The organism is Catenulispora sp. GP43 (assembly GCF_041260665.1).
Taxonomy (GTDB): domain Bacteria; phylum Actinomycetota; class Actinomycetes; order Streptomycetales; family Catenulisporaceae; genus Catenulispora.
This window is the reverse complement of sequence record NZ_JBGCCT010000007.1, coordinates 385,118-410,345: the sequence shown is the minus strand read 5'-3', so window position 1 is coordinate 410,345 and position 25,228 is coordinate 385,118. Positions and strand designations below refer to the sequence as shown.

The following is a 25,228-nucleotide window of genomic DNA, read 5'->3' as shown; positions in this document are numbered from 1 at the left end:
CGCCCGGGTCCGGGGGCCTGGGTTACCCCGGGCCAAACAAACGGGGGGGGCTCCTACCCACTCGTGTTAAACGCGGCGCGGGGGGGGGGGGGGCGCCCCCGGGGGGGGGGGGGGCCGCGCCGGCGTCACCCCGACGTGACCGACGGCGAGAACGCGTTCGGCGCCAGCAGCGTCGGCTTCCCCGAGCCGTCCGCCGGCGCCGACCAGACGTCGTAGCCGGTACCCCCGGACTGCGGGACCGCGTACATCACCGTGTGGTCGTCGAGCCAGGCCGCCTGGTCGTCGACGCTGCGCTGCTCGGCCAGCGGCGTCTCGGCCAGGGTCGCCAGGTTCAGCACCTCCAGGTGCCACATCTTCCACGCGTCGCTGGACACCCGCTTCTTGAACACGATCCGCGTGCCGTCCGGGGACAGCGACGGGCATTCGACGTTGTCGATCAGCGTCGTCAGGGTGCGGGCGGCGACGTCGCCGCGGACCAGCCAGGTGCGGCCGCCGGTGCCGAGGGTGGCGTAGAAGGTGTTGTCGTCGGCGGCGAAGGTCACGCCCCACAGGTTCTCGTCGACCGCGTGATAGGGCTTGCCCTGCAAGGTGATGGCGAAGGTCTCCAGCGAGTCGGTCAGCGTCCCGGTCTTCAGGTCCAGCATGGACGTCCGGGTGGAGAACGCCGGGCCGTTGTAGGCGTCGCCGGCCACGAACGTCGTCCACGCGGCCATGCGGCCGTCGGCGGACAGCCGCGCACGGTTCGGGATGCCGGCGGCCTGGACCTTCTTGATCAGCTTGAAGTCCTTGTCGTAGACCTCGACCGAGGCGACGCGCACCAGATTGTCGTCCGCCCGCAGACACAACAGGATTCCGGACGCCGTGTAGGACCGGTCGCACTGGATGTTGGACAACGTGGGGGTACCCAGGACGGTCGTGGAATCGGTCGAACCGGCGGGATCGGCGGGATCGGCGGAGAGACGGCGTTCGGCGAGCGTGCCGAAGTCGGGACCCGCGACCGTCGTCTTGTACAGCAAGTACCCCGAGCCGGTGTTCAGGCTGGCCGGCTGGTCCAGGACCACAGTGCCCTTCACACCCGCGCGCGCCGTCGGCCGGCCCTGATACGCCACGACCACCGCGGCGGCGGCGATCGCCACGAGGACGGCGACGGAGGCGACGAAGATCTTCGTGCGATGCGGGGACTCGGATATCGGCACCGCCAGACGGTATCGCGTTGTGTGTCCGGTCGTGTACGGAAACTGGCGTGAAGCCAGAGTATCCCTGCACTCACACCACTGGTTCCGCCAGCAAGCTGCTGTCCTGGGTGCGCACGGTGAGCGGGGCGAGGATGCGGGAGCGGCCGTCGGCCATGATCAGGCGAGGGACGTAGTAGCCGCCGCGCGTCATGAACGAGACCTGGACGTCGGCGATGATGCCGCGCGCGATGATGCGTGGACGGACGCAATATGACCTGGTTCATGCGGGGGACGCTACATCAGCTCAGATGAATGAAGTCTGCGTACGCATTCACCTCAGTGTCACGGAAAACAGGGCTCGTACTTCATCGGCGGCCGAGCTCGACCGCGCGTCGCAAGTCACTGATATAGGCATCAGGGTTCTCCCATGCCGCGAAGTGGCCGCCGGCATCGTGTTCCACGTACTCGCAGACGTTCAGGAAGGCCTCGGCGTAGCTTCGCGGCTCCGGCTTGGTGTCGCGCGGGAACACCGAGAGCACGGTCGGGGTGTCGAGCCGGCCGGGCATCGCGGCCGGCTCGGCGTAGGTGGCGAACGAGGTGCCGATGGTGCCGGTGAACCAGTAGGCGCTGACCCAGGTCAGGAGGTCGTCCGTGGTGAAGGCGCCGGCGTCGGACCACGACTCCAGCTTCTCGACGATCCACGCCGCCAGGCCCGCCGGGGAGTCGCCGAGCGCGACGGCGAGGGTGTTGGGGCGCGTCGACTGCTCGGCGATGTAGCCGCCCTCGGTGCGGAACCACTGCCCGGTGCGGGCCAGGTAGGCCGCCGCCTCGGGGGTCAGCGTGGCGGGGCCGGCGGTCAGCGCGCGCTGGGGGGCGACGTTCGTCAGGTGCAGCGCGGCCACGCGGTCCGGGTGGTCGGACGCGATGATCTCCGCGACAGTGCCGCCGACATCGCCTCCGGACAGCGTGTAGCGCACATAGCCGAGCTCGGCGAGCGCGGCGGCGACGACCGCCGCGACGCGGTTGACGGACATGCCGGGCGTGGTGAGCGGCGGCGCGAAGGGGAAGCCCGGGAGTGCGGGGACGACCACGTGCAGATCGGTCAGCAGCGGCAGGACGCGTTCGAAGCGCAGGACCGAGTCCGGCCAGCCGTGCAGCAGCACCACGACCGGGGCGTCGGGATCCGCCGCGCGCTGGTGGATCACCCGGAGCTCGGTGTCGCCGACGGCGACGGCCTGCCAGGGGTACTCGCCGATGCGCTGCTCGTGTTCGCGCCAGTCGTAGCCGTCCGCCCAGCGGTCCAGCAACGCGTCCAGGCGGTCGGCGGTGATGCCGCGGGCCGGGTCGTCGCTCCAGGGGGCGGCGACGCGCCGGGCCGCCCGGATGCGGGTGTACAGGTCGTCCGTCATGTGTACGAGCATACACACCGGTGTGTATGCTCGTACACATGACTTCGCGCGACGCGGCCGCCACCAAGCAGCGGATCCTGGAGCAGGCCCGGGGCCAGTTCGCCCGGCACGGGTACGCCGCGGTCACGGTCAAGGGCGTGGCCGACGCGGCCGGCGTGTCGCCGAACCTGATCACCCGCTACTTCGGTGGCAAGGACGGGCTGTTCCTGGCGGCGGCCCGGGTGACGATCCCGGTGTCGGACTCCTTCGACGGCGACCGCTCCACGCTGGGCGCACGGCTGGCGGCGAGCATCGTGCAGCGGTGGTTCGGCGCGCCCGGGGAGGATCCGCTGCTGGTGCTGCAACGGGCGTCGGGCGAGCGCCCGGAGGCGGCCGAGGCGCTGGCCGCCTTCCTGGACGCGAACTCGCTGGAGCCGCTGCGGCGCTACCTGCGCGACAGCGGGCTGGACGACGACCAGGCACGGGAGCGGGCCGCCGCGATCGACGCGTTCGTGCTCGGCGTGTCGACGCGACGGCGGGTGCTGCGCTCCGAGCTCGGCGACGCGGACGCGCTGCGGGTGTGGCTGGGCCGGACGATCCAGCGGCTCGCCGACGGGTGAGCGGTGCTGAGTGGTGGCTGATCGGTAACCAACCGGCGACCGATCTACGGATCCGAACCCTGATCCGCCCCTACTCGACGATCCGCGCCAAAGCCTCGGCCACCACGACCGGCTTCTCGATGCCCTCCGCCTCGACGACCTGAAGGCTGCGCACCTGGATCCCGCCGGGGACGCGGTCGGCGCCCTGAAGCGTCAGCCGCATCCGGACCCGCGATCCGGACGGCAGCGGCGCCGGGAAGCGGACCTTGTCGTAGCCGTAGTTGAGGCCGTGCGCGAACCCTTCGAAGGACAGCAGGCGGTAGGAGAACGCCGGGCCCAGGGCCAGGGAGAGCAGCCCGTGCGCGATGGTCGTGCCCAACGGGCTGGCCGCGGCCCGCTCCGGGTCCACGTGGATCCACTGGTCGTCACCGGTCACGGCGGCGAACGCGTCGATGCGCTCCTGGGAGACGGTGTACCAGTCGGTCGGCCCGATCTCCTTGCCGATCAGGTCCTGCAGGTCCTCGTACGAGCTCGGGCGCACGGGCAGGTCGGTGGTGTCAGTCATGAGGCGAGCGTACTTGAGTCCGACGTCAAGTTCATCTCCGGCCTGCTTTAATGATGTGCCTGTGAGAACCCGCCTGGCTCCGCTGTCAGTACCCGCATATCGCCGGTTCTGGTGCGGCCGCGTACTGTCCGTCACCGGCACCGCGATGTCGCCGGTGGCGTTGGCGTTCGCCGTGCTGCACCTCGGCGGGTCGGCGGCCGACCTGAGCTTCGTGTTGATGGCGAACGTCGGCGCGCAGGTGCTGTTCCTGCTCTTCGGCGGCGCGCTGGCCGACCGGGTGCCCCGCGGCAGGGTCCTGATCTTCGCCAACGCCGCCGCGGGCTGCGTCCAGGGCACGGTCGCGGCCGTCGTGCTGTCCGGGAACGCGCGCGTCTTCGAGCTGGTGGGCCTGGCGTTCCTCGGCGGGACGGCCAACGCCTTCATCACGCCGGCCGCGCAGGGGACGGTCAGCCGGCTCGTCCCGGCGCACATGCGGCGCGACGCGAACGCCTTGCTGCGTATGGCGTTCAACGTGTTCAAGGTCGCCGGGCCGGCGATCGCGGGCGTCGTGGTCGCGACGGTCGGGCCGGGGTGGGCGATCGCGTGGGACGCGGCGACGTTCTTCGGCGCGGCGCTGATCATGACGGGGCTGCCCGACGAGGAGGTCACGGCCCGGGGCCAGAGGTTCACCGCGGGCCTGGCCGAGGGCGTGCGCGCGTTCTGGGCGCGGCCCTGGCTGCGCATCGTGGTGGCCCAGAGCGCGGTGGGGGTGCTCGGCTGGCTGGTCGGATTCCAGCTGCTGGGCCCGGTGTACGCACTGCGCTCCCACGGCGGCGCGGTCGCCTGGGGCGAGATCTCGGCGGGTTTCGCCGTCGGGCTGCTGGCCGGCTCGCTCGGCGCACTCGTCTGGCGTCCCGTGCGCGTCGGGGCGGTGATGGCGGCCGGATCGGCGTGCATGGCCGTGCCGCTCGTCGCGATGGCCGCATCGGCCCCGACCTGGGTCATCGTGCTGGGCACGGTGACCGCGGGCATCGGCACCGACATGAGCATCCTCGCCTGGTCGACCTACCGCCAACAGGCGATCCCGGACGAGTTGCTGGCCCGCATGAGCGCGGTGAACGGCCTCGTCCAACTGCTCCCGATCCCCCTCGGCTACGCCGCGGCCGGGCCGCTGGCCGACGCGTTCGGCGTGAGCCCGGTCCTGTGCGCGGCGGCGGCTTTGACCCTGGCCTCGGCGACCGTGCCGCTCGCGTCGCGCGAGGTGCGCGCGATGCGGCTGGAGCACTCGAACGCCGACGCCCCCGTCCTCGCCGAACCGACTGCTAAACGGTGAAAACACGCAACACTCGAATCCTCGACTCGACCGTCCCGGAACACAGTTCGCAATACACTGTGAAAGCCGTTTCTGACGCGCTGTGGGGGTGCCATGCGGGCCGGGGAACGTATCGCCGGGTGATACCAGCTGGAGGACCGGCTCGGGCGTGGCGGCATGGGCGAGGTCTGGCGCGGCCACGACGTGCTCCTGAGCCGCCCGGTCGCGCTGAAGGTGTTGGAGTTCCACGAGGCCGACGAGGTGCTGGCGCGGTTCCAGCGGGAGGCGGCGATCGGGGCGCAGTTCCAGCACCCCGGGATCACGGTCGTGCACGACATCGGCCAGCATGACAACCGGCTGTTCATCGTCATGGAACTGCTGGAGGCCTAAGTCCCCAACAACCTCAGCTGAAGCATCAACGCGAACCGCGACTCGGTGTCGCCGAGGTCCACATCCCCGATCTCCGCGATCCGGTGCAGCCGGTACCGGAACGTGTTCGGGTGGATGTGGACGGCCTCGGCCGCGGCGTTGATGTCCCCGAACGCGTCCAGCCACGCCGCGAGCGTCTCCACCAGGCTGCTGTTGTGCTCCCGGTCGTACTCCGCGAGCCCGGCGACCGGTCCCGAGGGGCTGTGGCCGTCAGCAGCGGCGACGTCGATCAGCAGCGCCTCGGCGTACACCTCCGACAGGCTCGCTATTGTGCGTCGCGAGCGCCGGCGCCGCAGCACCCGCAGGACGCGGTCCGCGTCCTGCCGCGACCGGGGCACCGCGTGCAGGTCGGGGGCGATGCGGCCGATGCCGACCAGGTCGGTGGCGCCGGTGCGCTCCAGGTACTCCTTCAGGACGGTCGTGACGCGCCGCTCGGCGGCCTGCTCGTCGGAGGTGTCGACCGGCAGGACCGCGTAGACGACACCGCCCAGCAGCGCCGCGACCGAGCCGTGGTGCACCGCCGACAGATGCACGGCCAGGGTGTCCAGGGCCTGCTGGCGCGCGGTCTCGAAGCGGGCCAGCTCGCGGGCGCCCTCGGCCGGGGAGCCCTCCGGGCCGGCGGCCGCGGCGGCCGCGGCCACTGCGGCGACCACGCAGGCCCGGCCGGCCAGGCCGAGGCGGGTCGCCGCGTCCGCCGCCGCCGGGCCGCCTTCCAGCAGGATCGAGACGAGTTCGGCGCGCAGGCGGCGCTCCACGTCGGCGCCGGCCCGGACGCGCAGCAGGTGCAGGGCGACGAGTTTGGCCGCCTCGACGAACGCCTGCTCGCGGGCCGGCGGCAGGGGTTCGGCGACGGCCGCCCAGATCGAGCCGAGGATCTCGTCCCCGGCGCGGACCGCGATCGCCTGGCGGGCCCTGGTCACCGTCGGCAGGCCGAAGGCCTCGGCCCGGATCAGGACCGGGCGCTCGTGCCGGTAGAGCTCGCGGAAGTAGCCCCGCTGCTCCAGCAGCCGGGTGTAGTCGGCGGGGACCTGGCGGCCCAGGATGGTCTGCACCCGCGACTGGTCCGCCTCGTCCTGGCGGCCGGAGAAGGCCAGGACGCGCGAGCTGCGGTCCTCGATGGTGATCGGCGCGTCCAGCAGCGCGCTGATGGCGTTGGCCAGCGCGAACAGGTCGCCGGCCGGGACGCCGCCGATCGTCTCGGCCTCGGTGGGGACCACGTCGCCCTCGGCCAGCAGGGTGCGCAGCAGCGAGGTCAGCTGGGTCCAGGACGCGCCCCGGACCAGGCCCAGCAGCACCGTCCCGGTCTCGGAGACGGTCCGCCGGACCTGGTCGTCCACCTCGGCCGGGGCGCGCACGATCAGCCCGGCCCCGCCGTCGGCGGCGATCCGCTTCAGCAGCTCACAGGTCTCGGCCGCGCCGCGCACGCCGACGCCCAGGACCAGCGCGCCGGGCGGCAGCGCGGGCTCGTCGAGCGGATCGTGGATGACGACGCCGCCGACGTCCGGCGCGCACCCCGGATCACCGGCGGCCAGATCCAGCAGGGTGGTGCCGAGGTGGTCCAGGACCCGGCCGAGTGCGGCGCGCGAGGTGGCATCAGGACGTGGGGACACGGAGATCACACTAGGTGCGCATCGGCCGGAGGGGAATGATCTACGACCGGTCGGTCCGGTCGCCGAGCCGGCTCCTGCCCCGCTTCCCGCCCCGAGTTCAGGCTCGGCACCGCCGCGAGCAGCGACCGTGTGTACTCCTTGCGCAGGTTCGTCACGATTTTGGCGGCATGGTCAGGCGCCGCAGTTCGACGCCGGAGATCTTCACAGGTCTCTCTCTCCTTGCTGATCTGGTTCGTGGAAATCGAGCAGGTACCAGCCGGAGCGGGTGAACCCGGTGATGTGGTAGCCGTCGGCGATCGCCTCGGTGAGCGCGCCGCGCACGGCGGACCGCCAGGCCCGGGCCTGCTCGGGCGCCTCGCGGCGCAGGGTATGGATGGCTGCCGGGGTCGCGCACAGCAGCGGGCCGGGGCCGTTCGGGGCCGAGGTCGTACTAGAGGTAGCACTTGCAGTAGTACTAATTGCCACGGTGTCGGCCACAGTGCCATGGGCGACGTCAGTGTCGGAAAGCACGGCCCGGCCGGCGTCGAGCAGCCGCTCCAGCTCCGGTTCGGCGACGCGCTGCCCGCTCGCCGCCGCGACGACGCGCGGTGCGTCGAGGACCCAGTTCATCAGCAGTCTGTCGCTGCCCTGCCCGGCGTTGACCCCGTCGCGCATGTTCTCGCCGTAGAAGTCGACCAGATAGCCGGCGGCCTGCGCGCCGAGCTTCGCCATGTTGAAGTAGGCGTTGCCGCGCACCAGCGGGTCGAAGGTCCAGGTGATGCGGCCGATGCTGTGGCTCAGGGCCCACGCGCGCTGGTGGAGCTTGAGCGCGAAGCCCGCGCGCCGGCCGTCGGCCTCCGGCAGCACGCCGGCGATGTGCGAGTGCAGGTGGATGCCGCCGGCGTCCCCGTCGGAGGCCAGAAACCCGGTGGCGGCGCCGATCATCCGGCCGCCGTCCTCGTCGTCGAACACCCCGGCCACGTAGCAGCCTTCGTAGGCCATCACCCGCATCAGGCCGCTGGGCATCAGCGACTGGCCGGGCTCCAGGCTCCAGATCCGGTTGATCACGTCGGTGGCGGCGTCGTGCTCCTTCGGCTCGGTCAGCTCTCTGATGGTGACCGCCGTGGCCTCCGCCGCCTTCCGCGCCTGGGTGTGTGCGTTCTGCGCTGTGCTCACGGACGCGCTCCCAGCAGGTCCGCCACCAGCTCGGCCAGCAGCGCCGCGCGCTCGGGCATCGTCTCGGCCAGGACATGCTCGTCCTCGGCGTGCGCGCCGCCGCCGACCGCGCCAAGGCCGTCGAGCGTGGGGGTGCCGACGGCCGCGGTCCAGTTGCCGTCCGAGCCGCCGCCCACGGCGACCCCGCGCAGCGGCGGCATGCCCAGCCGGGCGGCGGCGCGCTCGGCGCGGGCGAACAGCTCGCGGGAGGACTCAGGGGGCAGAGGCGGGCTCTCCGGGCCACGCTCGATGCGCAGCGAGGTCCCGTCCAGGCGGGGCCGGAGTGCTTCCAGATCCGCGGCGACGCGCCGTTGCTCCTCAATGCTGAAGGCACGCACGTCGACCGCCACCTGCGCGGTGGCCGGCACGGTGTTCGCCGAATCCCCGGCGGCGGTCAGCGACGGCGTGACCGTCGTGCCGGCCTCCGGGTTCGCGAGCTTCACGATCTCCAGGATCTGGTGCGCGAGCTCGACGGCGGCGTTCGCTCCGCGTTCGGGTTCGAGTCCGGCGTGGGCGGCGCGTCCTTGGACGTGCAGGCGGTGGCAGCCGGCGCCCTTGCGCGCCGTCTTCAGCGCCCCGTCGGCACCGGCGCTGGCTTCCAGGACGAGCACCGCCTGAGTGCGGCGGGCCTCGTCCTGGATGAGCGTACGGGCCGCCGGGGATCCGACCTCCTCGTCGGTGGTGACCAGGATGCTGACGCCGTCCAGGGCGTCGGGTCCGTTCTGGCGCAGCGCGGCGAGCGCATGCAGCATCTGCACCAGTCCGGCCTTCATGTCGAAGCAGCCGGGGCCGGTGATCCTCCCGTCGGTGACGGCGAAGGGAAGGCGGTCGAGGGTGCCGTGCGGCCAGACGGTGTCGAGGTGGCCCAGCAGCAGGACGCGGTCCCCGGGCCCGAAGCGCCACCGCAGCTGAGCCGTTCCCCCGTGCTCCAGCCGCTCGGCGTGCGTCCCCAGCAGCCTGGAGCCCATGTCCGCGAACAGGTCGGCGCAGCGTGCGGTCGCGGCCCGGTCGGCGGTCGGGGATTCGCAGCAGACCAGGGTTTCCAGGTCGGCGAGCATCAAAGACAGGTCCATGACAGGCCCAACGTTCTCAACGTTCTCAATGTTCTGCGTGTTCATGCGGCGGCCCCGCGGCAGTCGGCGGGCACGCCGAGTTCGGCCCGGAACAGCCGCAGGACGTTGCCGCCGAGTGTGGCGGCGACGACCGTCTCGTCCATGCCGCGTGCCAGCAGCTCGGCGGTGAGCAGCGGCAGACCGGCGGGCCCGGGCATGCCGGGCAGCGTGGCGAACGGATCGCAGCCGGCCATCGGGCCGAGCTCAACGCCGCCGGGAGTCACATCGCGCAGCACCTCGACCACGAAGTCCGGGCCGATGCCGACGTGATCGGTGCCGGCGACCTTCCCGACGTGCTCGATGTGGTCGACGAGCCGCGCCACGGAAGGCTCGTGCTCGTCGAGGAAGCCGGGGAAGAAGTTCACGCACACCACGCCCCCGCCGGCCGCGATGGCCGCCAGGCGCGCGTCGGTGAGGTTGCGGTGGTGGTCGCACAGCGCCCGGGCCGAGGAGTGCGTGGCCATCACCGGCCGGGTAGCAAGTTCGAGTACGTGGTCGACGCCGGCTGCGCCGAGGTGGGAGACGTCGAACATCATGCCCAGACGCTCCATCTCGGCCAGCGCCTCGACCCCGGCGGCGGTCAGCCGGCTGCCCGCGGCATCCTCCGCCGAACCGTCGGCCAGCGGCGTACGGCCGAAGTGCGCCAGCGACGCGACCCGGACGCCGAGCCGGAACAGCGTGGTGAGCAGTTCGATGTCGGCGTCGATGCCGGGCGCGCTTTCCAACGCCAGCACCAGGGCGATCTTTCCGGCCTCAAGCGCGCGGTCGATGTCGGCGCCGTCCAGACATAAGCTGACCTCATCAGCATTGCCCTCGGCGATCCGGTGCGCCGCCTCGATCATGCGCAGGGTCTGGCGCAGCGCCCCCTCAGGGCGGAAACTGTCGCCGATGAAGACCGGCAGCACCTGGATGTCCACGCCGCCGGCCCGCAGCTGCGGGAGCCACTGCCCGCGAAAGTAGTCCGGCCACTGCGCCACCGGCCGCAGGACGACCGAACACAGCAAGTCATTGTGGGTGTCGGCGACCACCACACGCTGGTGCAGCTCCAACGTCGCCGGGTCAAGGCCTTCGATTGTTCCCATGGTGGCCACAGTGCCTGCGGCGGGGTGCCGACGTCGTTGTGCGGTTGAACGAATTCGGAGGGCATGGTTCGTCGAATCGGACGAACAGCGGGTCCGCTGTCCCCTAGTTACACAGTTAACTGTTTAGTTCGCTGTTCTTTCTGGCAGCGTCGGCGGCATGGAACAAGCCGATCCGGCGCGCGCCGCCGCGGTCGCCCGGGAACTGCGAGTGACGCTCGGCCAGTTGCTGCGCCGGCTGCGGGCACAGTCCGAGGGCGGCGATCTGACCAAATCACAGTCCTCTGTGCTGGGCCGTCTGGAGCGCGACGGGCCGACGACGGCGACCGCCCTGGCGCGTGCCGAGGGCGTCCGGCAGCAGTCGATGGCGACGATCGTGGCCGCGCTGCTGGAGGCCGGGTTGGTGGCCGGTTCGGCCGATCCGAACGACGGACGTAAGACGATCCTGGACCTGACCGACGAAGCACGGGAGCAGTTCCGCACCGGACGCCTGGCCAAGGAGGACTGGCTCACCACGGCGATCACCGCCAGCCTCAGCCCCGCCGAGTTGGAACAGCTCGCGGGAAGCATCGACCTACTTCGGCGGCTCGCCGGGTCCTGATCCACCACACGGCCGCCCTGATCCGCAGCCACCGCCCTTGAAAGGAATGCCCCATGTTCTCCACGCTCGACCCGGCCACCGCACTGGTGGTGATCGACCTGCAGAGGGGCATCACCGGCATGGCCCTGACGCACCCGACCGAGGACGTCGTCACCCGCAGCGCCGCCCTGGCCGCCGCCTTCCGCGAGCACAGCCTGCCGGTGGTCCTGGTGAACGTCGCGGGCTCGCCCCCGGGACGCACCGACGCCGAGTCCGGCGCCCCGCGGACGTTCCCGGAGGGCTGGACGGAGCTGGCCCCCGAACTCGACCGGCAGCCCGAGGACCTGGTCGTCACCAAGTACGCCCGCAGCGCCTTCGCCGGCACCGGCCTGGCCGAGCGGCTGCGCGCGCTGGGCGTCACGCAGGTGGTGGTGACCGGCATCTCGACCAGCGGCGGCGTGGAGTCGACGGCGCGCAGCGCGCATGAGGACGGCTTCAATGTGAGCCTGCCGGTCGACGCGATGACCGACCGGACGCCGGAGGCGCACGCGTACAGCGTTCAGAACATCTTCCCCAGGATCGCCGAGACCGGAACGACCGAGGAGTTGCTGGCGCTGTTGGCGAGCACGCGGGGCTGAGCAGGGCCGGGCCCCGCGCCCGGCCTCACGCCGGCGCGATCCTGTCGCACACGATGTCCACCGTCTCGAAGACCGCGCCACCGGCCCCGGCCTCCGCGCCGGCCAGGGCGATCTTCGCGCACCACGCGTTCGTCAGCTCCCACGTCGACAGCGGCGGTTTGCCGGCCGCGAAGCCGCCCGCGTCGTACATCTGCAGCACGGCCGCCTTCAGCGCGGCCGGGTCGCCGTTCAACGCCAGCTGGTGCCACTGCCACAGGCTCTTGTCGCCGTCCATGCCGCGCTTGAGCGTGACGATCGGCGGCACCGTCTGTCCCAACTGCTTGGTGTGGATCACCGCGGTGCCGCCCGGTGCGGTGGCCAGGTTCTGCGGCGGATCGATCTCGCTGGTCATCCCGACGAGCTGCTGGAACACGATCTTCGACACGCCCGGCGCGCCGAGGTCCGGCGCCGAGAGCACGAACACGGACACCGTGAGGACCTGCGCGGCGCCGCCGGGCTGGACAGTCATGATCGGCATACCCCCTCGTCAGGGCCCGGGCACCAGGCACCGGGCGTCAGAGTACTGCGATCGCTGCGGGGGCGAGCCGGCCTGCGGCGTTTCCCCCTATTCGGCCGCCAGGCGCTTGACCAGGTCGCCCAGATCGGCTTCGAGCTCGGACAACGCCGCGTCGGTCGTGAAGCCCACCGCGAAGTTGATGCGCGCCATGTGCACGTTGTCGTGGGCCGTCTGCGTGTGCACGTGTTCCACCTCCGGCCGGTCGGCGGTCAGCCAGCGCAGCATCGCGCCCTTGACCGCCAAGCCCAGGCCGCGCCCACGGAACTCGGCGACGACGGCGGTGTCCCCTTGGAAGGCGCGGGTCGGCTGCTCGGCGCGCACGCTGAGCTCGGTGATCGCCGCCACCTCGCCGGAGGCCTCGTGGACGGCGACGACGACACGGTTGCCCCAGTTCCCGGCCCGCATGGTCTCCTCCTGGACCCGGACGCGCTCGGGCGTCCAGTCCCGGTGCGCCATCGTGGACTCCCCGCTCGGGGCGTCGGCGATGGCGGTGCGGGCCCGCGCATAGGCGGCGAGACACGTCTCGGGCGCCGCGCCGATCCAGCGCTCCAGCCGGAAACCGTCGGCGACAGGGTGCTGCCACAGCGCCTGATCCACGTCGGCGACCTTCAGGATCTGGCGGATGAACCCGTGGGTGCGGACGAAGCCCAGCGCCCGGGCCCACTGCTCGCCGGAGGCATCGGCTTTCACGCCGTGTCCGGCCACGACCGTGCGGCCGTCGGCGCCGAGGTCCGGCAGGATCGCCCGCAGCAGCGCCGTCCCCACGCCCCGGCGTCGCCGCTCCGGTGTGACGACGATCCGCACGATCGTCATGTGCCGGTTCTCGTGCTCCGGATAGATCGCCGAGGCGTGGCCGACGACGCGGCTGTCCTCGAGGGCCAGCCAGCGCCGCATCGGGCCGGCCAACGACGTGGGCGCGCTGATCAGCTCGATGTACTGCTCGAGCGTCGGCAGCTTCTGCTCGGGATGGTCCAGCGACTGGACCGCGGACATCACCGCGTAGCTCGCCACCAGCTCGGCCTCGGGGGCGGACACCGGATCGAAGGGGCGAACCTCGACCGGCATCAGGCCTCCAGCCGCTTGGCGAGCTCGGCGACGCCGACCTCGAGCTCCACCGCGGTCCCCGTGGAGGTGTAGCCCAAGGCGTGGTTGACACGGATCATCGGGGCGTTGTCGTGGGCGGTCTGGGTGAGGATTTCCTCGACCTCGGGGTGGGCGGTGGTCAGCCAGCGCAGCGTGGCGCCCTTGATGGCCAGGCCGAGGCCGTGCCCGCGGAAGTCCGCCATGACGGCGGTGTCCTGCTGGATGGCACGGCGGCGGCCGCCTTCGGGCACTTCGAGCTCGGTCAAGCCCGCCACCCGGCCGCTGTCCTCGTGGACGGCCACCGTGACGCGGTTGAGGACGCCGCGGGTCCGCAGGTCCGCTTCGTGGGTGCGGACCCGCTCCGGCGTCCAGTCCTCGAACTCCAGCGTGGACTCGCCGGTCGGGGCATCGGTGATGGCCGTGCGGGCGCGCGCATACTCCACGAGCAGCGCCTCCGGCGCCGCACCGGTCCAGCTCTCCACCCGGAACCCGTCGGCGACAGGACACTGCCACAGCGCCGGGTCCACGTCGGCGAGCTTCAAGGTCTGCTTGACGTAACCGTGGGTGCGGACGAAGCCCAGCTTGCGGGCCCACGCCTCGCCGGAGGCGTCGGCTTTGACGCCGTACCCCATGACGACGGTGCGCCCCTCCGCGCGCACGTCGGGCAGCACCCCCCGGAGCAAGGCTGTGCCAAGGCCCTGGCGCCACCGTTCCGGCAGGACGGTGACCTGCACGATCGTCAGGTGCCGGTTCTCGTGCTCCGGCTGGGTCACCGACACGGTCCCGACGATGCGGCCCGCGTCCCGCGCCGCCCAGCGCCGGATCGGGCCCAGCACCGTTCGGGGCTGCTTGATCGCCTCGACGAACTCCGCCAGCGTCAGCGGCGAGACGTCGGGACGGTCGACGGCCATGACCGCCGTCGACACCGCGTAGTACTCGGCCAGCTCGGCCTTGGAGGCCGAGCTGGGATCGAACGGACCTATCTCGACCGGCATCAGGGGTCTGCCTTTCTCAACGGCGAACCACTGATGCTAGAGCAACGCCTCCGTCAAGATCCGGTCGGCCACGTGACCTGCGTCGACTTGTAGTAGTCCACTCCCATCGCATGCCAGCGCGGACCCTGCGCCCCCAGCCGCGCGTCGAACGCCGTCTGGCTGTGGGTGGATTCCGGCGACCAGCCGAGCTCCATCAGGGCCGGCAGCCGCGGGAAGGCCATGTAGTCGATGTTCGCGGAGGTGACCAGCGTCTCGGACCACAGCGGCGCCTCGACACCGGCGATCGCCGAGGAGCTGACGCCGCTCAGGTAGTTCCCCGGGTCCCAGCCGTAGGCCGCGTTGACATCTACATACCCGGCCCAGTTCTGGCCCAGCGGCGTCTTCCTCGTGTACTTCATGTCCAGGTAGGCGTGGTTCGCCGGGGACATGATGATCTTCGTGCCGTTGGCAGCCGCGGCGGCCAGCGCGGTGTTCGACTTCGTCGTGTCCCAGAACTGGGCGACAGTGGACGGGGCCAGGGTCGCGGCGGCGATGTTGTGCCAGCCCATGACCGCCTTGCCGTGGTTGGCGACGATCTGCTGCACCTGGTTGATGAAGGACACGTAGTCACTCTGCGTCGTGGAACTGGCCTCGTCGCCGCCGATGTGGATGTACGGTCCCGGGGTCAGGGCCGCGATCTCGCCGATGACCTGGTCCAGGAACGTGTAGGTGAGCGGCAGCGAGACGCACAGCGAGCTGAAGCCGACGTCCGTCCCGGTGTAGAGCGGCGGCGCGACGCCGTCGCAGTTCAGCGACGCGTACGAGGCGAGCGCGGCGTTCGTGTGGCCCGGCGTGTCGATCTCCGGGACCACCGTCATGTAGCGCGACGCGGCGTAGTTCACGATCGTCGTGTAGTCGGCCTGCGTGTAGTAGCCGCCGGCGCCGCCGCCGACCTCGGTCGAGCCGCCGTACGCGGCCAGGTTCGGCCAGGAGTTGATCGCGATGCGCCACCCCTGGTCGTCCGACAGGTGCAGATGCAGGTAGTTCACCTTGTACAGCGCCAGTTCGTCGATGTAGTGCTCGACCTGCGCAACGGTGAAGAAGTGCCGCGCGACGTCCAGCATGGCGCCGCGGTATCCGTAGCGCGGGTAGTCCACGATGGTGCCGCCGGTGGCCTTCCAGGCCACCGAGGTCACGCGGGTGGGGCTCATCACCTGGCCCGGCAGCAGTTGCAGGAACGTCTGCACGCCGTGGAACAGGCCTGCGGCCGAGTTCGCCTGAACCCGAACCGCCGCCCCGGTGATCGTGAGCTGATATCCCTCGGCTCCGACCGTCGCCGGCGCGCCGGACAGGGACAGCGCGATCGTGCCAGGCGTCGTCGCACCGACGCCGAGCGGCAGCGCGTAACCGGTCGAGGCCCTCAGGATCCCGGCCAGATAGCCGCCGACATTGGCGTCATCGGTCGTCAACGTCGCCGACGAAGCCAGGGTGAACGTCGAGCCGTTCGCGGTCTCCGACACCGGCACCGGGACCACGACGTTGGGGAACGAGGCGGCGGCCGCCGCCGGGGACGAAGCCCCGGCGGCGCCGACCACGGTCATACCGAGTGCGACAGAGGCCGCCACCAACGCCAGCCGGGCACGACGGAACATCAGTACTCTCATGAAGCCACCGCATCACTGTAGTAAAGGTGGTTAACTTCGGGTGAAGGTACTGCGGGACCGGTACCGGGTCAACGCGTCTCAAACAGTCAAGGCCACCTCAGGCCGGTACATCTCCAGCCACAGCGCCAGATCCAGCGTCCGCTCCAATCCCCGCCGCGCCGCCTGCATGATGCCCGGATCGGCGTCGTCGACCATCCGGCGCACCGCCGAGGCGTCGACGAAGTCGAACACCCGGTGCCCCGGCTGCGCCAGCAGGTCGGCGACGCGGGCGCGCAGCGCGATGGCGTACCGCGGGTCCTGCGTGGACGGATACGGGCTCTTCACCCGGTCGTAGACCGCGCGGGGCAGGGCGTCGGCCGCCGCCTCGCGCAGCAGCGACTTCTCCCGGCCGTCGAAGGACTTGATCGCCCACGGCGCGTTGTACACGTACTCCACGAGCCGGTGGTCGCAGAACGGCACCCGCACCTCCAGGCCGACGGCCATGCTCAGCCGGTCCTTGCGGTCCAGCAGGACCCTGACGAAGCGGGTCAGGTACAGGTGGCAGACGCGGCGCATGCGGTACTCGAAGTCGCTCTCGCCGGGCAGGCGCTCGATGCCCGCCACCGCCGTGTCGTAGCAGTCCTTGATATAGGTCTGCATGTCCAAGGCCTCCCGCAGCTCCGGGCGCAGCAGGACCATGTCGTCGCCGAAGTTCTGGATGTACTTCACCAGCCAGGGGAAGGTGCCGCCGCGACGGGCGTCCTCGTTGAAGAAGTCCTGGTAGCCGCCGAACACCTCGTCGGCGGACTCGCCGGACAGGGCGACCGTGGAGTGGTCGCGGATCTCCTTGAAGAGCAGATACAAGGAGGTGTCCATGTCGCCGAAGCCGGCGGGCATGTCGCGGGCCCGGATCACGGTGCGCCGGGCGTCCAGGTCGGTGAGGGCCTCGGCGTCCAGCACGATGTCCTGGTGGACGGTGCCGGAGTGCTCGGCGACCGCGTGCACGAAGGGGGTGTCGGGGTCGGCGCGTATCGGGTCGGGCACGAAGTTCTTGGCCTGGCCGACGAAGTCGACGGCGAAGCTGCGGATCTTCTGGCCGTCGGCCGCCAGCTGCCGGGCCGACAGTGCGGTGAGGGTGGAGGAGTCCAGGCCGCCGGAGAGCAGGACGCAGCGCGGGACGTCCGCGACGAGCTGGCGGCGCACGATGTCCTCCAGCAGATCCCTGACATGCGCGACGCTCGCGTCCCGGTCGTCGGTGTGCTCGCGGGTCTCCAGCGTCCAGTAGGCCTCGGTGCGTATGCCCTCGGGGCCGACCGTGACCACGGTGCCCGGCTCGACCTCGCGCATCCCCTCCCAGAAGGCGTGCCCCGGGGTCTTGACCATCACGAACAGCTCGCGCAGCCCGTCGATCCCGACCGCGCGCCGGGACAGCGGGTTGGCCAGGATCGCCTTGGGCTCGGAGCCGAACAGCACCCCGTCGGGCGTCGGCGTGTAATACAGGGGCTTGATACCCATGCGGTCGCGGATCAGGCGCAGCTTGGCGTCCCGGCCGTCCCAGATCGCGAAGGCGTACATGCCGTTCAGCCGCTCGGCGACGGCCGCGCCCCATTCGATGTAGCCGCGCAGCACGACCTCGGTGTCGGACTCGGTGCTGAACCGGTGTCCGCGCGAGGCCAGCTCCGAGCGCAGCTCGGTGTAGTTGTACGTCTCGCCGGAGTAGACGATGACGACACTCTCCCCGCCGGCCTCGGCGGTCATCGGCTGCCGACCGCCGGGCAGGTCGATGATGGCCAGCCGGCGGTGCCCGAGTCCGGCGGGGCCCTGGATCCAGGCGCCCCGGTCGTCGGGGCCGCGGCACTCCATCGTGGCCGTCATCGCGTCCAGGATGTGCGCCTCGGCGCGCAGGTCGCGCTCGTAGGAGATCCAGCCGGTGATTCCGCACATGAGAAGTTCCTTTCCTCCCGGTAACACAGGGCCCTTACCCGTGCCCCCGTTGGCCGGTATCGGCGAACTGTGCAGAAGGTGAACTTTTGGCCGGAACACGCTGACAAAGCGGACGGACCGCTCATCTGCGGATATCGGCGGCCACCGCGCCGACCATATACTTCGCCTTGCTAAACATCGCCGGCGTCCGTGGCCGGATTCGCTTCTTGTCTGCCCAGTCGGCCCCGGTGTCCGCAACCGGCCGCCGCGGCTCGACGAGGCAGAAGGCTGACATATCCACAGAACTCCGCGACACCACACTTCGCCTGCCCGCAACCGGTTGCGGGGACCAGCCCGAACTGGGCGATATCCGAGAGTTGATGTTCTTGACACACTGCGCCACCGTCGGCACGATCAGGCGCAGTGGTGTCCGACGTGGCAACACCAGGGGGTCGGCTCCAGCGGTCCACCGGGTCCTGGGAGAGACAGAGTGTCGACTTGCTTTGAATGCTGACAGTGGCGGTATGGACTTCCGCGTATTGGGGCCCCTGGAGATCATCGGCGAAGGGGCGCCGATCCGACTCGGCGGACTGCGGGAACAAGCGGTCATGGCCATGTTCCTGCTCCAGCCGGACACCATCATCCCGGTCGAGCGGCTCGTCGACGCGGTCTGGGGCGACCGGCCGCCGGCCACCGCGCGGGCGCAGATCCAGATCTGCGTCTCGGCGCTGCGGCGGCTGCTCGGCGACCCGGAGCGGATCCGGACCCGCAATCCCGGCTACCTGTTCCGGCTCGGGACGGACGTGCTGGACGCGCGGGTGTTCGAGCAGGCCGCGTCCGACGGGCACGCGCTGCTGGGCCGGGGCCGGGTCGCCGAGGCCGCGGCCGAGTTCCGCAGGGCCCTGTCACTGTGGCGGGGGCCGGCGCTGGCCAACGTGGTCGGGGACGTCGTCCAGCACAGCGTCGCGCACCTGAACGAGCGCCGGCTGAACGTGCTGGAGGTGTGCCTGGAGGCCGAGCTGGAGGCCGGTACCCGGGGGGATCTGGTCGGGGAGCTGGTGCGGGTCTGCCACGAGTACCCGCTCAACGAGCGCTTCCGGCTGCTGCTGATGACCGCGCTGTACCGCGCCGGACGGCAGGCCGAGGCTCTGGAGGTGTACCGCGCGACGCGCGGGACACTGAAGGAGGAGCTGGGGATCGAGCCCGGTCCGGAGCTGCGGCGGCTGCATCAGGCGATCCTGACCGGCGAGGTCGACGAGCGGACGGCGGCGGCTACTCCGGCGCCTGAGACCGGGAGCGGCATCGCCGCGGTCGTACCGCCGCCCGAAACACCATCGGCGACACCGACTCCAGCGACTCCCATGGCTCCCACGATTCCGGGGATATCGCAGCCTTCGACGTCAGCCACCGCCGCCGCGTCCTCCCCCGCGGTCGCGCGCCGGGCCGGCGTCCGCCCGCCGCCGACCCCCCGGCTGCTGCCGCCGGCCATCCCGGATTTCACCGGCCGGGCGAAGGCGATCGCGCGCATCGTGTCCGAGATGCCGGTGGTCCGCACCGTCGACGACGGTCCGGCGGTGCTGCCGGTGACCGTGCTCTACGGCCAGGGCGGCGTCGGCAAGACCACGCTGGCGGTGCACGTCGCGCACCGGCTGGCCGAGGCCTATCCCGACGGCCAGCTCTACGCGCGCCTGCGGGACGGCGACCAGCCGGTCGCGCCGGCCGACGTGCTGGAGCGCTTCCTGCGGGCGCTCGGCGTCGCCGGGCCGTTGCTGGCCGAGGGCCTGGAGGAGCGCGCCGAGATGTACCGGGACCTGCTGGGCGACCGGCGGGTCCTGGTGGTGCTGGACGACGCGATGACCGAGCACCAGGTGCAGCCGCTGCTGCCGGGCGGGCCGGGCTGCTCGGTGATCGTCACCAGCCGGCGGCGGCTGACCGGAGTGCCGGCGGCGGTGCGGCTGGAGGTCGGCACGTTCAGCGACGACAGCGCTGTCGCGCTGCTGAGCAGGGTCGCCGACGCCGCGCGGATCCGGGCCGAGCCCGAGGCGGTGGCGCAGCTGTGCCGGCTGTGCGGGCATCTGCCGCTGGCGCTGCGCATCGTCGCGGCCCGGCTGGCGGCGCGGCCGCACTGGAGCGTGCGGGCGCTGGTGGACCGGCTGATCGACGAGTCACGGCAGCTGGACGAGCTGAACCACGAGGGTGTCGGGATGCGCGCCAGCATCTCGGTCACCTACGCGGGGCTGTCCGCCGAGGCGCGGCAGCTGTTCCGGCGCCTGGCGCTGTTCGGCGGCCCGGACTTCGCGGCCTGGGTCGCGGCGCCGCTGCTGGAGGCCGACGTCTTCCATGCCGAGAACCTGCTGGAGGAGCTGACCGAGGCCTACCTCATCGACATCGAGCAGGGCCCTGACGGCGCGCCGACGCGGTACCGGTTCCACGACATCGTGCGCCCCTTCGCCCGGGAGCGGCTGCTGGCCGAGGACCCGCCGGCCGAGCGGCACCAGGCGCTGGAGCGCTTGATCGGAGCGCACCTGTTCCTGGCCAAGCTGGCGCACGAGCGGGAGTACTCCGGCGACCATCTGCTGCCCGCCGACGGCGCCACGACCTGGCCGCTGCCGCGCGACGCCGTGGACCCGCTGATCGAGGACCCGCTGACCTGGTTCGAGCGCGAACGGCTGTCGCTGGTGGCCGCGGTGCGCCAGGCCGCCGCGCGCGGGCTGGCCGACAAGGCGTGGAGCCTGGCGATGTCCTCGGTCGCCCTGTTCGAGGCCCGGTCCTACTACGGCGACTGGCGCGAGACCCACGAGACCGCGCTGGAGGCGGTCTGCCAGGCCGGCGACCGCCGCGGCGAGGCGGCGATGCGCTACTCGCTGGGCTCGCTGCACATGTTCGAGCAGGACAACGCCGGCGCCCGGGCACAGTTCGACCGCGCCTCGGCCATCTACCGGGAGCTGGACGACCGGTACGGCGCGGCGCTGGTGCTGCGCAACGTCGCGGTCCTGGACCGCCGCGAGGGCCACCTGGACCGCGCCCTCGACCGGTGGACCGACGCGCTGGCCACGTTCCGCGAAGTCGGCGACCGCGTCGCGGAGGCGTACGTGCTGAACAGCATCGCGCAGGTGCACCTGGCCCGCGGCCACGACGGCGCGGCCTTCGACCTGCTCACCCGCGCGGAGCTGATCTGCGCGGAGACCGGCGTCCGCCGGGTGGCCGCGCAGGTGCAGCTCCGCCTGGGCGACATGTACCGGCACCGCAACGACATGGACCGGGCCCGCGCGGCCTACCGCCAGGTCCTGGCGGCGGTCCGGGAGACCGGCGACCGCATCGGCGAGTGCCACGCCCTGATGGGCCTGGGCGCCACCGAGGCCGAGGACGGCCACCCGGGCCCGGCGGTGGAGGCGCTGCGCCATGCCCTGGAGGCCGCCGAAGCAGTCGGCGACCGCATCCTCGGCGGCCGCGCGGCCCTGACCCTGGCGCGCGCCGAACTGGCCGCCGGCAACCTGGCCGAGGCCGCCGACGACGCCGACCACGCGGTGCGGGCCCTCGGCGACGGCCTGGCCTCGGCCCAGGCGCTGGTGCTGCGCGGCCGCATCCGCGACGAGCGCGGCGACACCTCCGGCGCGGTGGGCGACTGGTGGCAGGCGGCGACGGTGGCCACGGCGATGACGGTGAGCGAGGCCAGGGATCTGGCCGGGGAGATCGCCGCGCTGCTGGCGGAGGTGGGGGGCGGGGAGTCGGGGTTGGGGAGTTAGGGGGCTGGCGGGCTGGCGGGGTTACGCCGCTACCCCACCGCCGCAACCGGCGCCTTCGCCAGCACCCCCGCGAAAGCCTCCACCGCCCGATCGATCTGCCCCGCGTCGACCCCGGCGTGCGTCACGGCCCTGACCCGCCCGCCGAGCTCCATCACCGCGACCCCCCGCGCGTGCGCCGCCGTGACGAACTCGGCCTGCGTCAGCCGCTCGTCGAGCACATCGAACATCACGATGTTGGTCTGCGGCTCCTGCACCCGCAGCCCCGGCAGCCCGGCCAGTCCTTCGGCCAGCCGCGCGGCGTTGGCGTGGTCCTCGGCCAGCCGGTCGACCATCTCGGTCAGCGCCACCAAGCCCGCCGCGGCGATGACCCCGGCCTGGCGCATGCCGCCGCCGAGCATCTTGCGGATGCGGCGCACCCGGGCCACGGCCTCGGTCGTGCCGACCACCATCGAGCCGATCGGCGCGCCCAGGCCCTTGGACAGGCAGAACTGCACGGTGTCGCCGACCGCTGCGAGCTCGGCGGCCGGACGGCCGGAGGCGACGGCGGCGTTGAAGATCCGGGCGCCGTCCAGGTGGATCGGGACGCCGCGGGCGTCGGCGAGCGCCCGGACGGCCTGGTCGTGCTCGGGGGTCAGGACCGTGCCGCCGCACTGGCACTGGGTGTTCTCCAGGCAGATCAGGGAGACCGGGGCGATCTGCGAGTCGTCGGTGTCGTCGAACTCTGCGAGCAGGTCCGCGGGGTCCAGGCCGCCGTCGGGGCGGTTGGGGATCGGGCTGCAGACCACGCCGCCGAGCGCCGAGTAGCCGCCGGCCTCGTAGCAGTACACGTCGGTGCGGGCGCCGACCAGGAGCCGGCCGCCGCGCGGGGCCCAGGCCAGGATCGAGGCCAGGTTGGCCATCGTGCCGCTGGGGAGCAGGCAGCCGGCGGGCTTGCCCAGCAGCGCGGCGGCGTACTCCTCCAGCTGGTTGACCGTCGGGTCCTCGCCGTAGACGTCGTCGCCGACCCGGGCCTCGGCCATCGCCCGGCGCATCGCGGCGGTCGGGACGGTGAAGGTGTCGCTGCGCAGCTCGATCATGGCCGGCCCGTCAGTCCCACACCGTGTTGCCCGGGGCGGCGGTCGGGTTCGGCGCCTGGTCGGCGAAGTGCACGGCGTGCGCCGGCGACGCGGGCGCGGCGGCCGGCCCGGCGGCGACCGCGGTGGCGGCGACTCCGGCGGTTCCGGCGGCGGTGGAGAGCAGGAACAGGCCGGCCGCGATCCGCGAGTGGCGGGCCCGGGGCGATATGGCGGTCATCAGAAGGCACCCTTCGTGAGAGATGGCGCCGGATCCCCCTCGGTGTGGGCGGCCCGGCGGTGGCGAAGCTACGCAGAGGGCTTATCCGCTCACCAACTGTCGCTTATCGAACGCCCTTTCGAGATCGTCCGGATCGCCGGCCCCGCTAAGCTGACGCCATGCCATCGGTCAAGCACATCCAAGTCACCTTCGACTGCGACGACATCGACCGCGTCGCCCGCTTCTGGTGCGAGGTCCTGGGGTACGTCCCGCAGGCCGACGAGGACGGCCGGGCGTATGCCTGCGTCGACCCGACAGGCGCGGGCCCGCGCCTGTATTTCCAGAAGGTCCCCGAAGGCAAGGTCGTCAAGAACCGCGTGCACCTCGACGTCCGCGTCGCCACCGGCCTGGTCGGTGCCGAGCGCCTGGCGGTCCTGGAGGCCGAGCGCGACCGGCTGATCGCGCTCGGCGCGACGGAGTTCCAGGTCCTGCCGGCCGACGAGGAGAACGAGTCCTGCATCGTGATGCAGGACATCGAGGGCAACGAGTTCTGCCTGGACTGACATCCCGGCCCGGCGAAGGGCCCGATGCCGCCCCGATGCCACGGCGATAGGGACGGTCCCGACGATGAGCTTCACCCCGAATCGAAGGCGATGGTTCTCAGGTGAAGTTGTCCGTCCTCGTCGTCGACGTCGCCTTCGGCGTCCCCGGAGCCGAGCTCGGCGCCCGGCTCCGCCGCCGCGGCGAGTCCGGGTGGCAGGACCTGTCCGCCGGCCGGACCGCCGGCGACGGCCGGCTGGAGCTGTGCCCCGACCCGGCCGGCCGGGGCATCTACCAGCTGGTGTTCGACCTCGACGGCTACTACCACGGCCTGGGCAGCGTCCCCCTGCACCCCCGCGCCATCGTCGAGTTCAGAGTCACCGACCCGCACGAGGACCTGCGGCTGGCGCTGTTCATCTCCCCGCACTCCTTCTGCACGTTCCAGGACTCCGGCGCCCTCCCCGACACCCGCGGCCGGCAGCCTCACGGCCCCGAGGGGCGATTTGCACAAGAATGAGCACGATGACACTCACTGCCCGCGCCTCCCGCGCCTCCCGCGCACCGCTGGCCGGCCTGCTCATCGCGAACGCGGTCTCCGTCGCCGGCATCGCGATGTCCGCGCTGGCGATCCCCTGGCTCGCGGTCACCACCAGCCACACCGCCTCGGCCGTCGGGGCGCTGGTGTTCGCCGAGCTGGTGCCGTACGTACTCCTGCAGGTGCTCAGCGGGCCGGTCGTGGACCACGTCGGCGCCCGCCGGGTCTGCCTGGCCGGCAACATCCTGGCCGCCTGCGCCGCCGCGGTGGTCCCCCTGCTGTCGGCGCTGGGCACGCTGCACTATCCGGTGCTGGCGGCGGCGGTGTTCGTGATAGGAGGAGCACGCGGGACGGCGGATTGCGCGACCACGGCACTGCTCCCCTCGGCGGCCGCGCGCGCCGACGTGGCGCTGGAGCGCGCGGCCGGACTGTCGACCGGGACGGCACGCGCCGGCCAACTGCTCGGTCCGCCGCTGGCCGGCGTGCTGGTGGTGGCGATCGGGACGGCGAACGTGGTGCTGGTGAACGCGTGCACGTTCGCCGCCTCGGCGGTCCTGCTGGCCTTCACACTGCCCGCTGATGACGCGCGGTCCGGCGCGCCCACCGACGCCGACGCCGACGCAGCCACCGACGCTGAAGCCGAATCCGAATCCGAATCCGAAAGAGATGTCGGCCGCGGCTATCTCCGCCGCCTGGCTGCGGGCCTGCGCTTCCTGGCCTCCGACCGTCTGCTGCTCGGCCTGGTCACCATGGTCGCGGTGACGAACCTGCTGGATCAGGGCCTGAACTCGGTCCTGGTCCCGGTGTGGATCCGCGACGGCGGCCACAGCCCGATCCTGCTCGGTCTGATCACCGGCGCGGCCGGGCTCGGCGCGCTGCTCGGGACCCTGGGCGGCGCGTGGCTGGGCCCGCGGCTGCCGCGGCGGGCGACGTTCGTGACCGGTCTGCTGCTCGGCGGCGCGCCACGCTACGCGGTCCTGGCGCTGTCCTCGGCGATCCCGCTGGTCCTGACGGTCACGGCATTGGCAGGCTGTGCGGGCGGTGCGATCAATCCTCTGATGAGCGCGGTGTTCTATGAGCGGATCCCGCCGCACCTGGTGGCCCGGGTGATGGGTGCGGTGAAGGCCAGTGCGTGGGCCGGGATGCCGTTCGGGCCGCTGCTGGCCGGGATCGGGACGCAGGTGCTGGGGCTGGACCCGACGCTGATGATCGCGGCGGCGGTGTTCGTGGCGATGTCGTTGATGCCGTTGGCGTTCCCTGTGTGGCGGGAGATGCGGCGGCCGGAGACTGCATAAG

General features: G+C 71.9%; 23 protein-coding genes. 9 read left to right on the top strand and 14 right to left on the bottom strand.

The window, feature by feature from the left end:
* Positions 1 to 125: 125 nt before the first annotated feature.
* The gene (locus ABH926_RS17645) at positions 126 to 1,196 is read right to left on the bottom strand and encodes a hypothetical protein (protein ID WP_370366715.1); all 1,071 of its coding nucleotides are present in this window, start codon (positions 1,194 to 1,196) and stop codon (positions 126 to 128) included.
* 344 nt (positions 1,197 to 1,540) lie between these two features.
* Positions 1,541 to 2,584: an epoxide hydrolase family protein gene (locus ABH926_RS17640; protein WP_370366714.1), complete on the bottom strand. Its 1,044-nt coding sequence runs from the start codon at positions 2,582 to 2,584 to the stop codon at positions 1,541 to 1,543.
* Between the two features lie 38 nt (positions 2,585 to 2,622).
* Between ABH926_RS17640 and ABH926_RS17635 the strand changes: the two genes are divergently transcribed.
* Positions 2,623 to 3,183 carry a TetR/AcrR family transcriptional regulator gene (locus tag ABH926_RS17635; RefSeq protein ID WP_370366713.1) on the top strand — a complete coding sequence of 187 codons (561 nt, stop codon included), beginning with the start codon at positions 2,623 to 2,625 and terminating at the stop codon, positions 3,181 to 3,183.
* A gap of 70 nt (positions 3,184 to 3,253) precedes the next feature.
* On the opposite strand, the gene ABH926_RS17630 is transcribed toward ABH926_RS17635, so the two are convergent.
* Positions 3,254 to 3,727: a MaoC family dehydratase gene (locus tag ABH926_RS17630; protein ID WP_370366712.1), complete on the bottom strand. Its 474-nt coding sequence runs from the start codon at positions 3,725 to 3,727 to the stop codon at positions 3,254 to 3,256.
* 61 nt (positions 3,728 to 3,788) lie between these two features.
* Here ABH926_RS17630 and ABH926_RS17625 point away from each other — a divergent pair, with 61 nt between their 5' ends.
* Together ABH926_RS17625 and ABH926_RS17620 are read left to right on the top strand one after the other, a co-directional pair.
* Entirely contained in the window at positions 3,789 to 5,039 is a 1,251-nt protein-coding gene (locus ABH926_RS17625) for an MFS transporter (RefSeq protein WP_370366711.1), read from the top strand.
* Between the two features lie 129 nt (positions 5,040 to 5,168).
* The gene (locus ABH926_RS17620) at positions 5,169 to 5,408 is read left to right on the top strand and encodes a protein kinase (RefSeq protein WP_370366731.1); all 240 of its coding nucleotides are present in this window, start codon (positions 5,169 to 5,171) and stop codon (positions 5,406 to 5,408) included.
* On the opposite strand, the gene ABH926_RS17615 is transcribed toward ABH926_RS17620, so the two are convergent.
* From ABH926_RS17615 to ABH926_RS17600, 4 genes are all read right to left on the bottom strand, one after another.
* The gene (locus ABH926_RS17615; RefSeq protein WP_370366710.1) at positions 5,405 to 7,057 is read right to left on the bottom strand and encodes a PucR family transcriptional regulator; all 1,653 of its coding nucleotides are present in this window, start codon (positions 7,055 to 7,057) and stop codon (positions 5,405 to 5,407) included. The genes ABH926_RS17620 and ABH926_RS17615 overlap by 4 nt on opposite strands.
* A gap of 201 nt (positions 7,058 to 7,258) precedes the next feature.
* On the bottom strand, positions 7,259 to 8,212 hold the full coding sequence (locus tag ABH926_RS17610) for a GNAT family N-acetyltransferase (protein WP_370366709.1): 954 nt from the start codon (positions 8,210 to 8,212) through the stop codon (positions 7,259 to 7,261).
* Positions 8,209 to 9,324: a M20 family metallopeptidase gene (locus tag ABH926_RS17605; protein WP_370366708.1), complete on the bottom strand. Its 1,116-nt coding sequence runs from the start codon at positions 9,322 to 9,324 to the stop codon at positions 8,209 to 8,211. The genes ABH926_RS17610 and ABH926_RS17605 overlap by 4 nt, the downstream gene beginning before the upstream one ends.
* A gap of 41 nt (positions 9,325 to 9,365) precedes the next feature.
* Complete coding sequence (locus ABH926_RS17600) at positions 9,366 to 10,445, bottom strand: dipeptidase (protein WP_370366707.1); 1,080 nt, start codon at positions 10,443 to 10,445, stop codon at positions 9,366 to 9,368.
* 157 nt (positions 10,446 to 10,602) lie between these two features.
* Between ABH926_RS17600 and ABH926_RS17595 the strand changes: the two genes are divergently transcribed.
* A complete protein-coding gene (locus tag ABH926_RS17595; protein ID WP_370366706.1) occupies positions 10,603 to 11,043 on the top strand; it encodes a MarR family winged helix-turn-helix transcriptional regulator in 441 nt (146 codons plus the stop codon).
* A gap of 53 nt (positions 11,044 to 11,096) precedes the next feature.
* Entirely contained in the window at positions 11,097 to 11,660 is a 564-nt protein-coding gene (locus ABH926_RS17590) for a cysteine hydrolase family protein (RefSeq protein ID WP_370366705.1), read from the top strand.
* A 25-nt stretch (positions 11,661 to 11,685) separates the two neighbouring features.
* Here ABH926_RS17590 and ABH926_RS17585 read toward each other — a convergent pair whose 3' ends face one another.
* The 5 genes from ABH926_RS17585 to asnB all read right to left on the bottom strand — a co-directional run bounded on the left by ABH926_RS17585 (position 11,686) and on the right by asnB (position 17,860).
* Positions 11,686 to 12,168: a phage tail protein gene (locus tag ABH926_RS17585; protein ID WP_370366704.1), complete on the bottom strand. Its 483-nt coding sequence runs from the start codon at positions 12,166 to 12,168 to the stop codon at positions 11,686 to 11,688.
* Positions 12,169 to 12,264: 96 nt separating this feature from the next.
* Entirely contained in the window at positions 12,265 to 13,281 is a 1,017-nt protein-coding gene (locus tag ABH926_RS17580) for a GNAT family N-acetyltransferase (RefSeq protein ID WP_370366703.1), read from the bottom strand.
* On the bottom strand, positions 13,281 to 14,294 hold the full coding sequence (locus ABH926_RS17575; protein ID WP_370366702.1) for a GNAT family N-acetyltransferase: 1,014 nt from the start codon (positions 14,292 to 14,294) through the stop codon (positions 13,281 to 13,283). The genes ABH926_RS17580 and ABH926_RS17575 overlap by 1 nt, the downstream gene beginning before the upstream one ends.
* A gap of 53 nt (positions 14,295 to 14,347) precedes the next feature.
* Positions 14,348 to 15,925 (bottom strand): family 20 glycosylhydrolase, encoded by a 1,578-nt coding sequence (locus ABH926_RS17570; protein WP_370366701.1) that lies wholly within the window; start codon positions 15,923 to 15,925, stop codon positions 14,348 to 14,350.
* Positions 15,926 to 16,015: 90 nt separating this feature from the next.
* Positions 16,016 to 17,860: an asparagine synthase (glutamine-hydrolyzing) gene (gene asnB, locus ABH926_RS17565; RefSeq protein ID WP_370366700.1), complete on the bottom strand. Its 1,845-nt coding sequence runs from the start codon at positions 17,858 to 17,860 to the stop codon at positions 16,016 to 16,018.
* 503 nt (positions 17,861 to 18,363) lie between these two features.
* On the opposite strand from asnB, the gene ABH926_RS17560 reads away from it, so the two are divergent.
* Positions 18,364 to 21,585, top strand: a complete 3,222-nt coding sequence (locus ABH926_RS17560; protein ID WP_370366699.1) for a BTAD domain-containing putative transcriptional regulator — start codon at positions 18,364 to 18,366, stop codon at positions 21,583 to 21,585.
* Between the two features lie 29 nt (positions 21,586 to 21,614).
* On the opposite strand, the gene ABH926_RS17555 is transcribed toward ABH926_RS17560, so the two are convergent.
* Positions 21,615 to 22,661 carry a GntG family PLP-dependent aldolase gene (locus ABH926_RS17555; protein WP_370366698.1) on the bottom strand — a complete coding sequence of 349 codons (1,047 nt, stop codon included), beginning with the start codon at positions 22,659 to 22,661 and terminating at the stop codon, positions 21,615 to 21,617.
* Between the two features lie 10 nt (positions 22,662 to 22,671).
* Positions 22,672 to 22,878, bottom strand: a complete 207-nt coding sequence (locus ABH926_RS17550; RefSeq protein WP_370366697.1) for a hypothetical protein — start codon at positions 22,876 to 22,878, stop codon at positions 22,672 to 22,674.
* 158 nt (positions 22,879 to 23,036) lie between these two features.
* Here ABH926_RS17550 and ABH926_RS17545 point away from each other — a divergent pair, with 158 nt between their 5' ends.
* The 3 genes from ABH926_RS17545 to ABH926_RS17535 all read left to right on the top strand — a co-directional run bounded on the left by ABH926_RS17545 (position 23,037) and on the right by ABH926_RS17535 (position 25,227).
* The gene (locus ABH926_RS17545; RefSeq protein WP_370366696.1) at positions 23,037 to 23,420 is read left to right on the top strand and encodes a VOC family protein; all 384 of its coding nucleotides are present in this window, start codon (positions 23,037 to 23,039) and stop codon (positions 23,418 to 23,420) included.
* 101 nt (positions 23,421 to 23,521) lie between these two features.
* Complete coding sequence (locus ABH926_RS17540) at positions 23,522 to 23,914, top strand: hydroxyisourate hydrolase (RefSeq protein WP_370366695.1); 393 nt, start codon at positions 23,522 to 23,524, stop codon at positions 23,912 to 23,914.
* Positions 23,915 to 23,919: 5 nt separating this feature from the next.
* Entirely contained in the window at positions 23,920 to 25,227 is a 1,308-nt protein-coding gene (locus ABH926_RS17535; protein WP_370366694.1) for an MFS transporter, read from the top strand.
* Position 25,228: the final 1 nt, after the last annotated feature.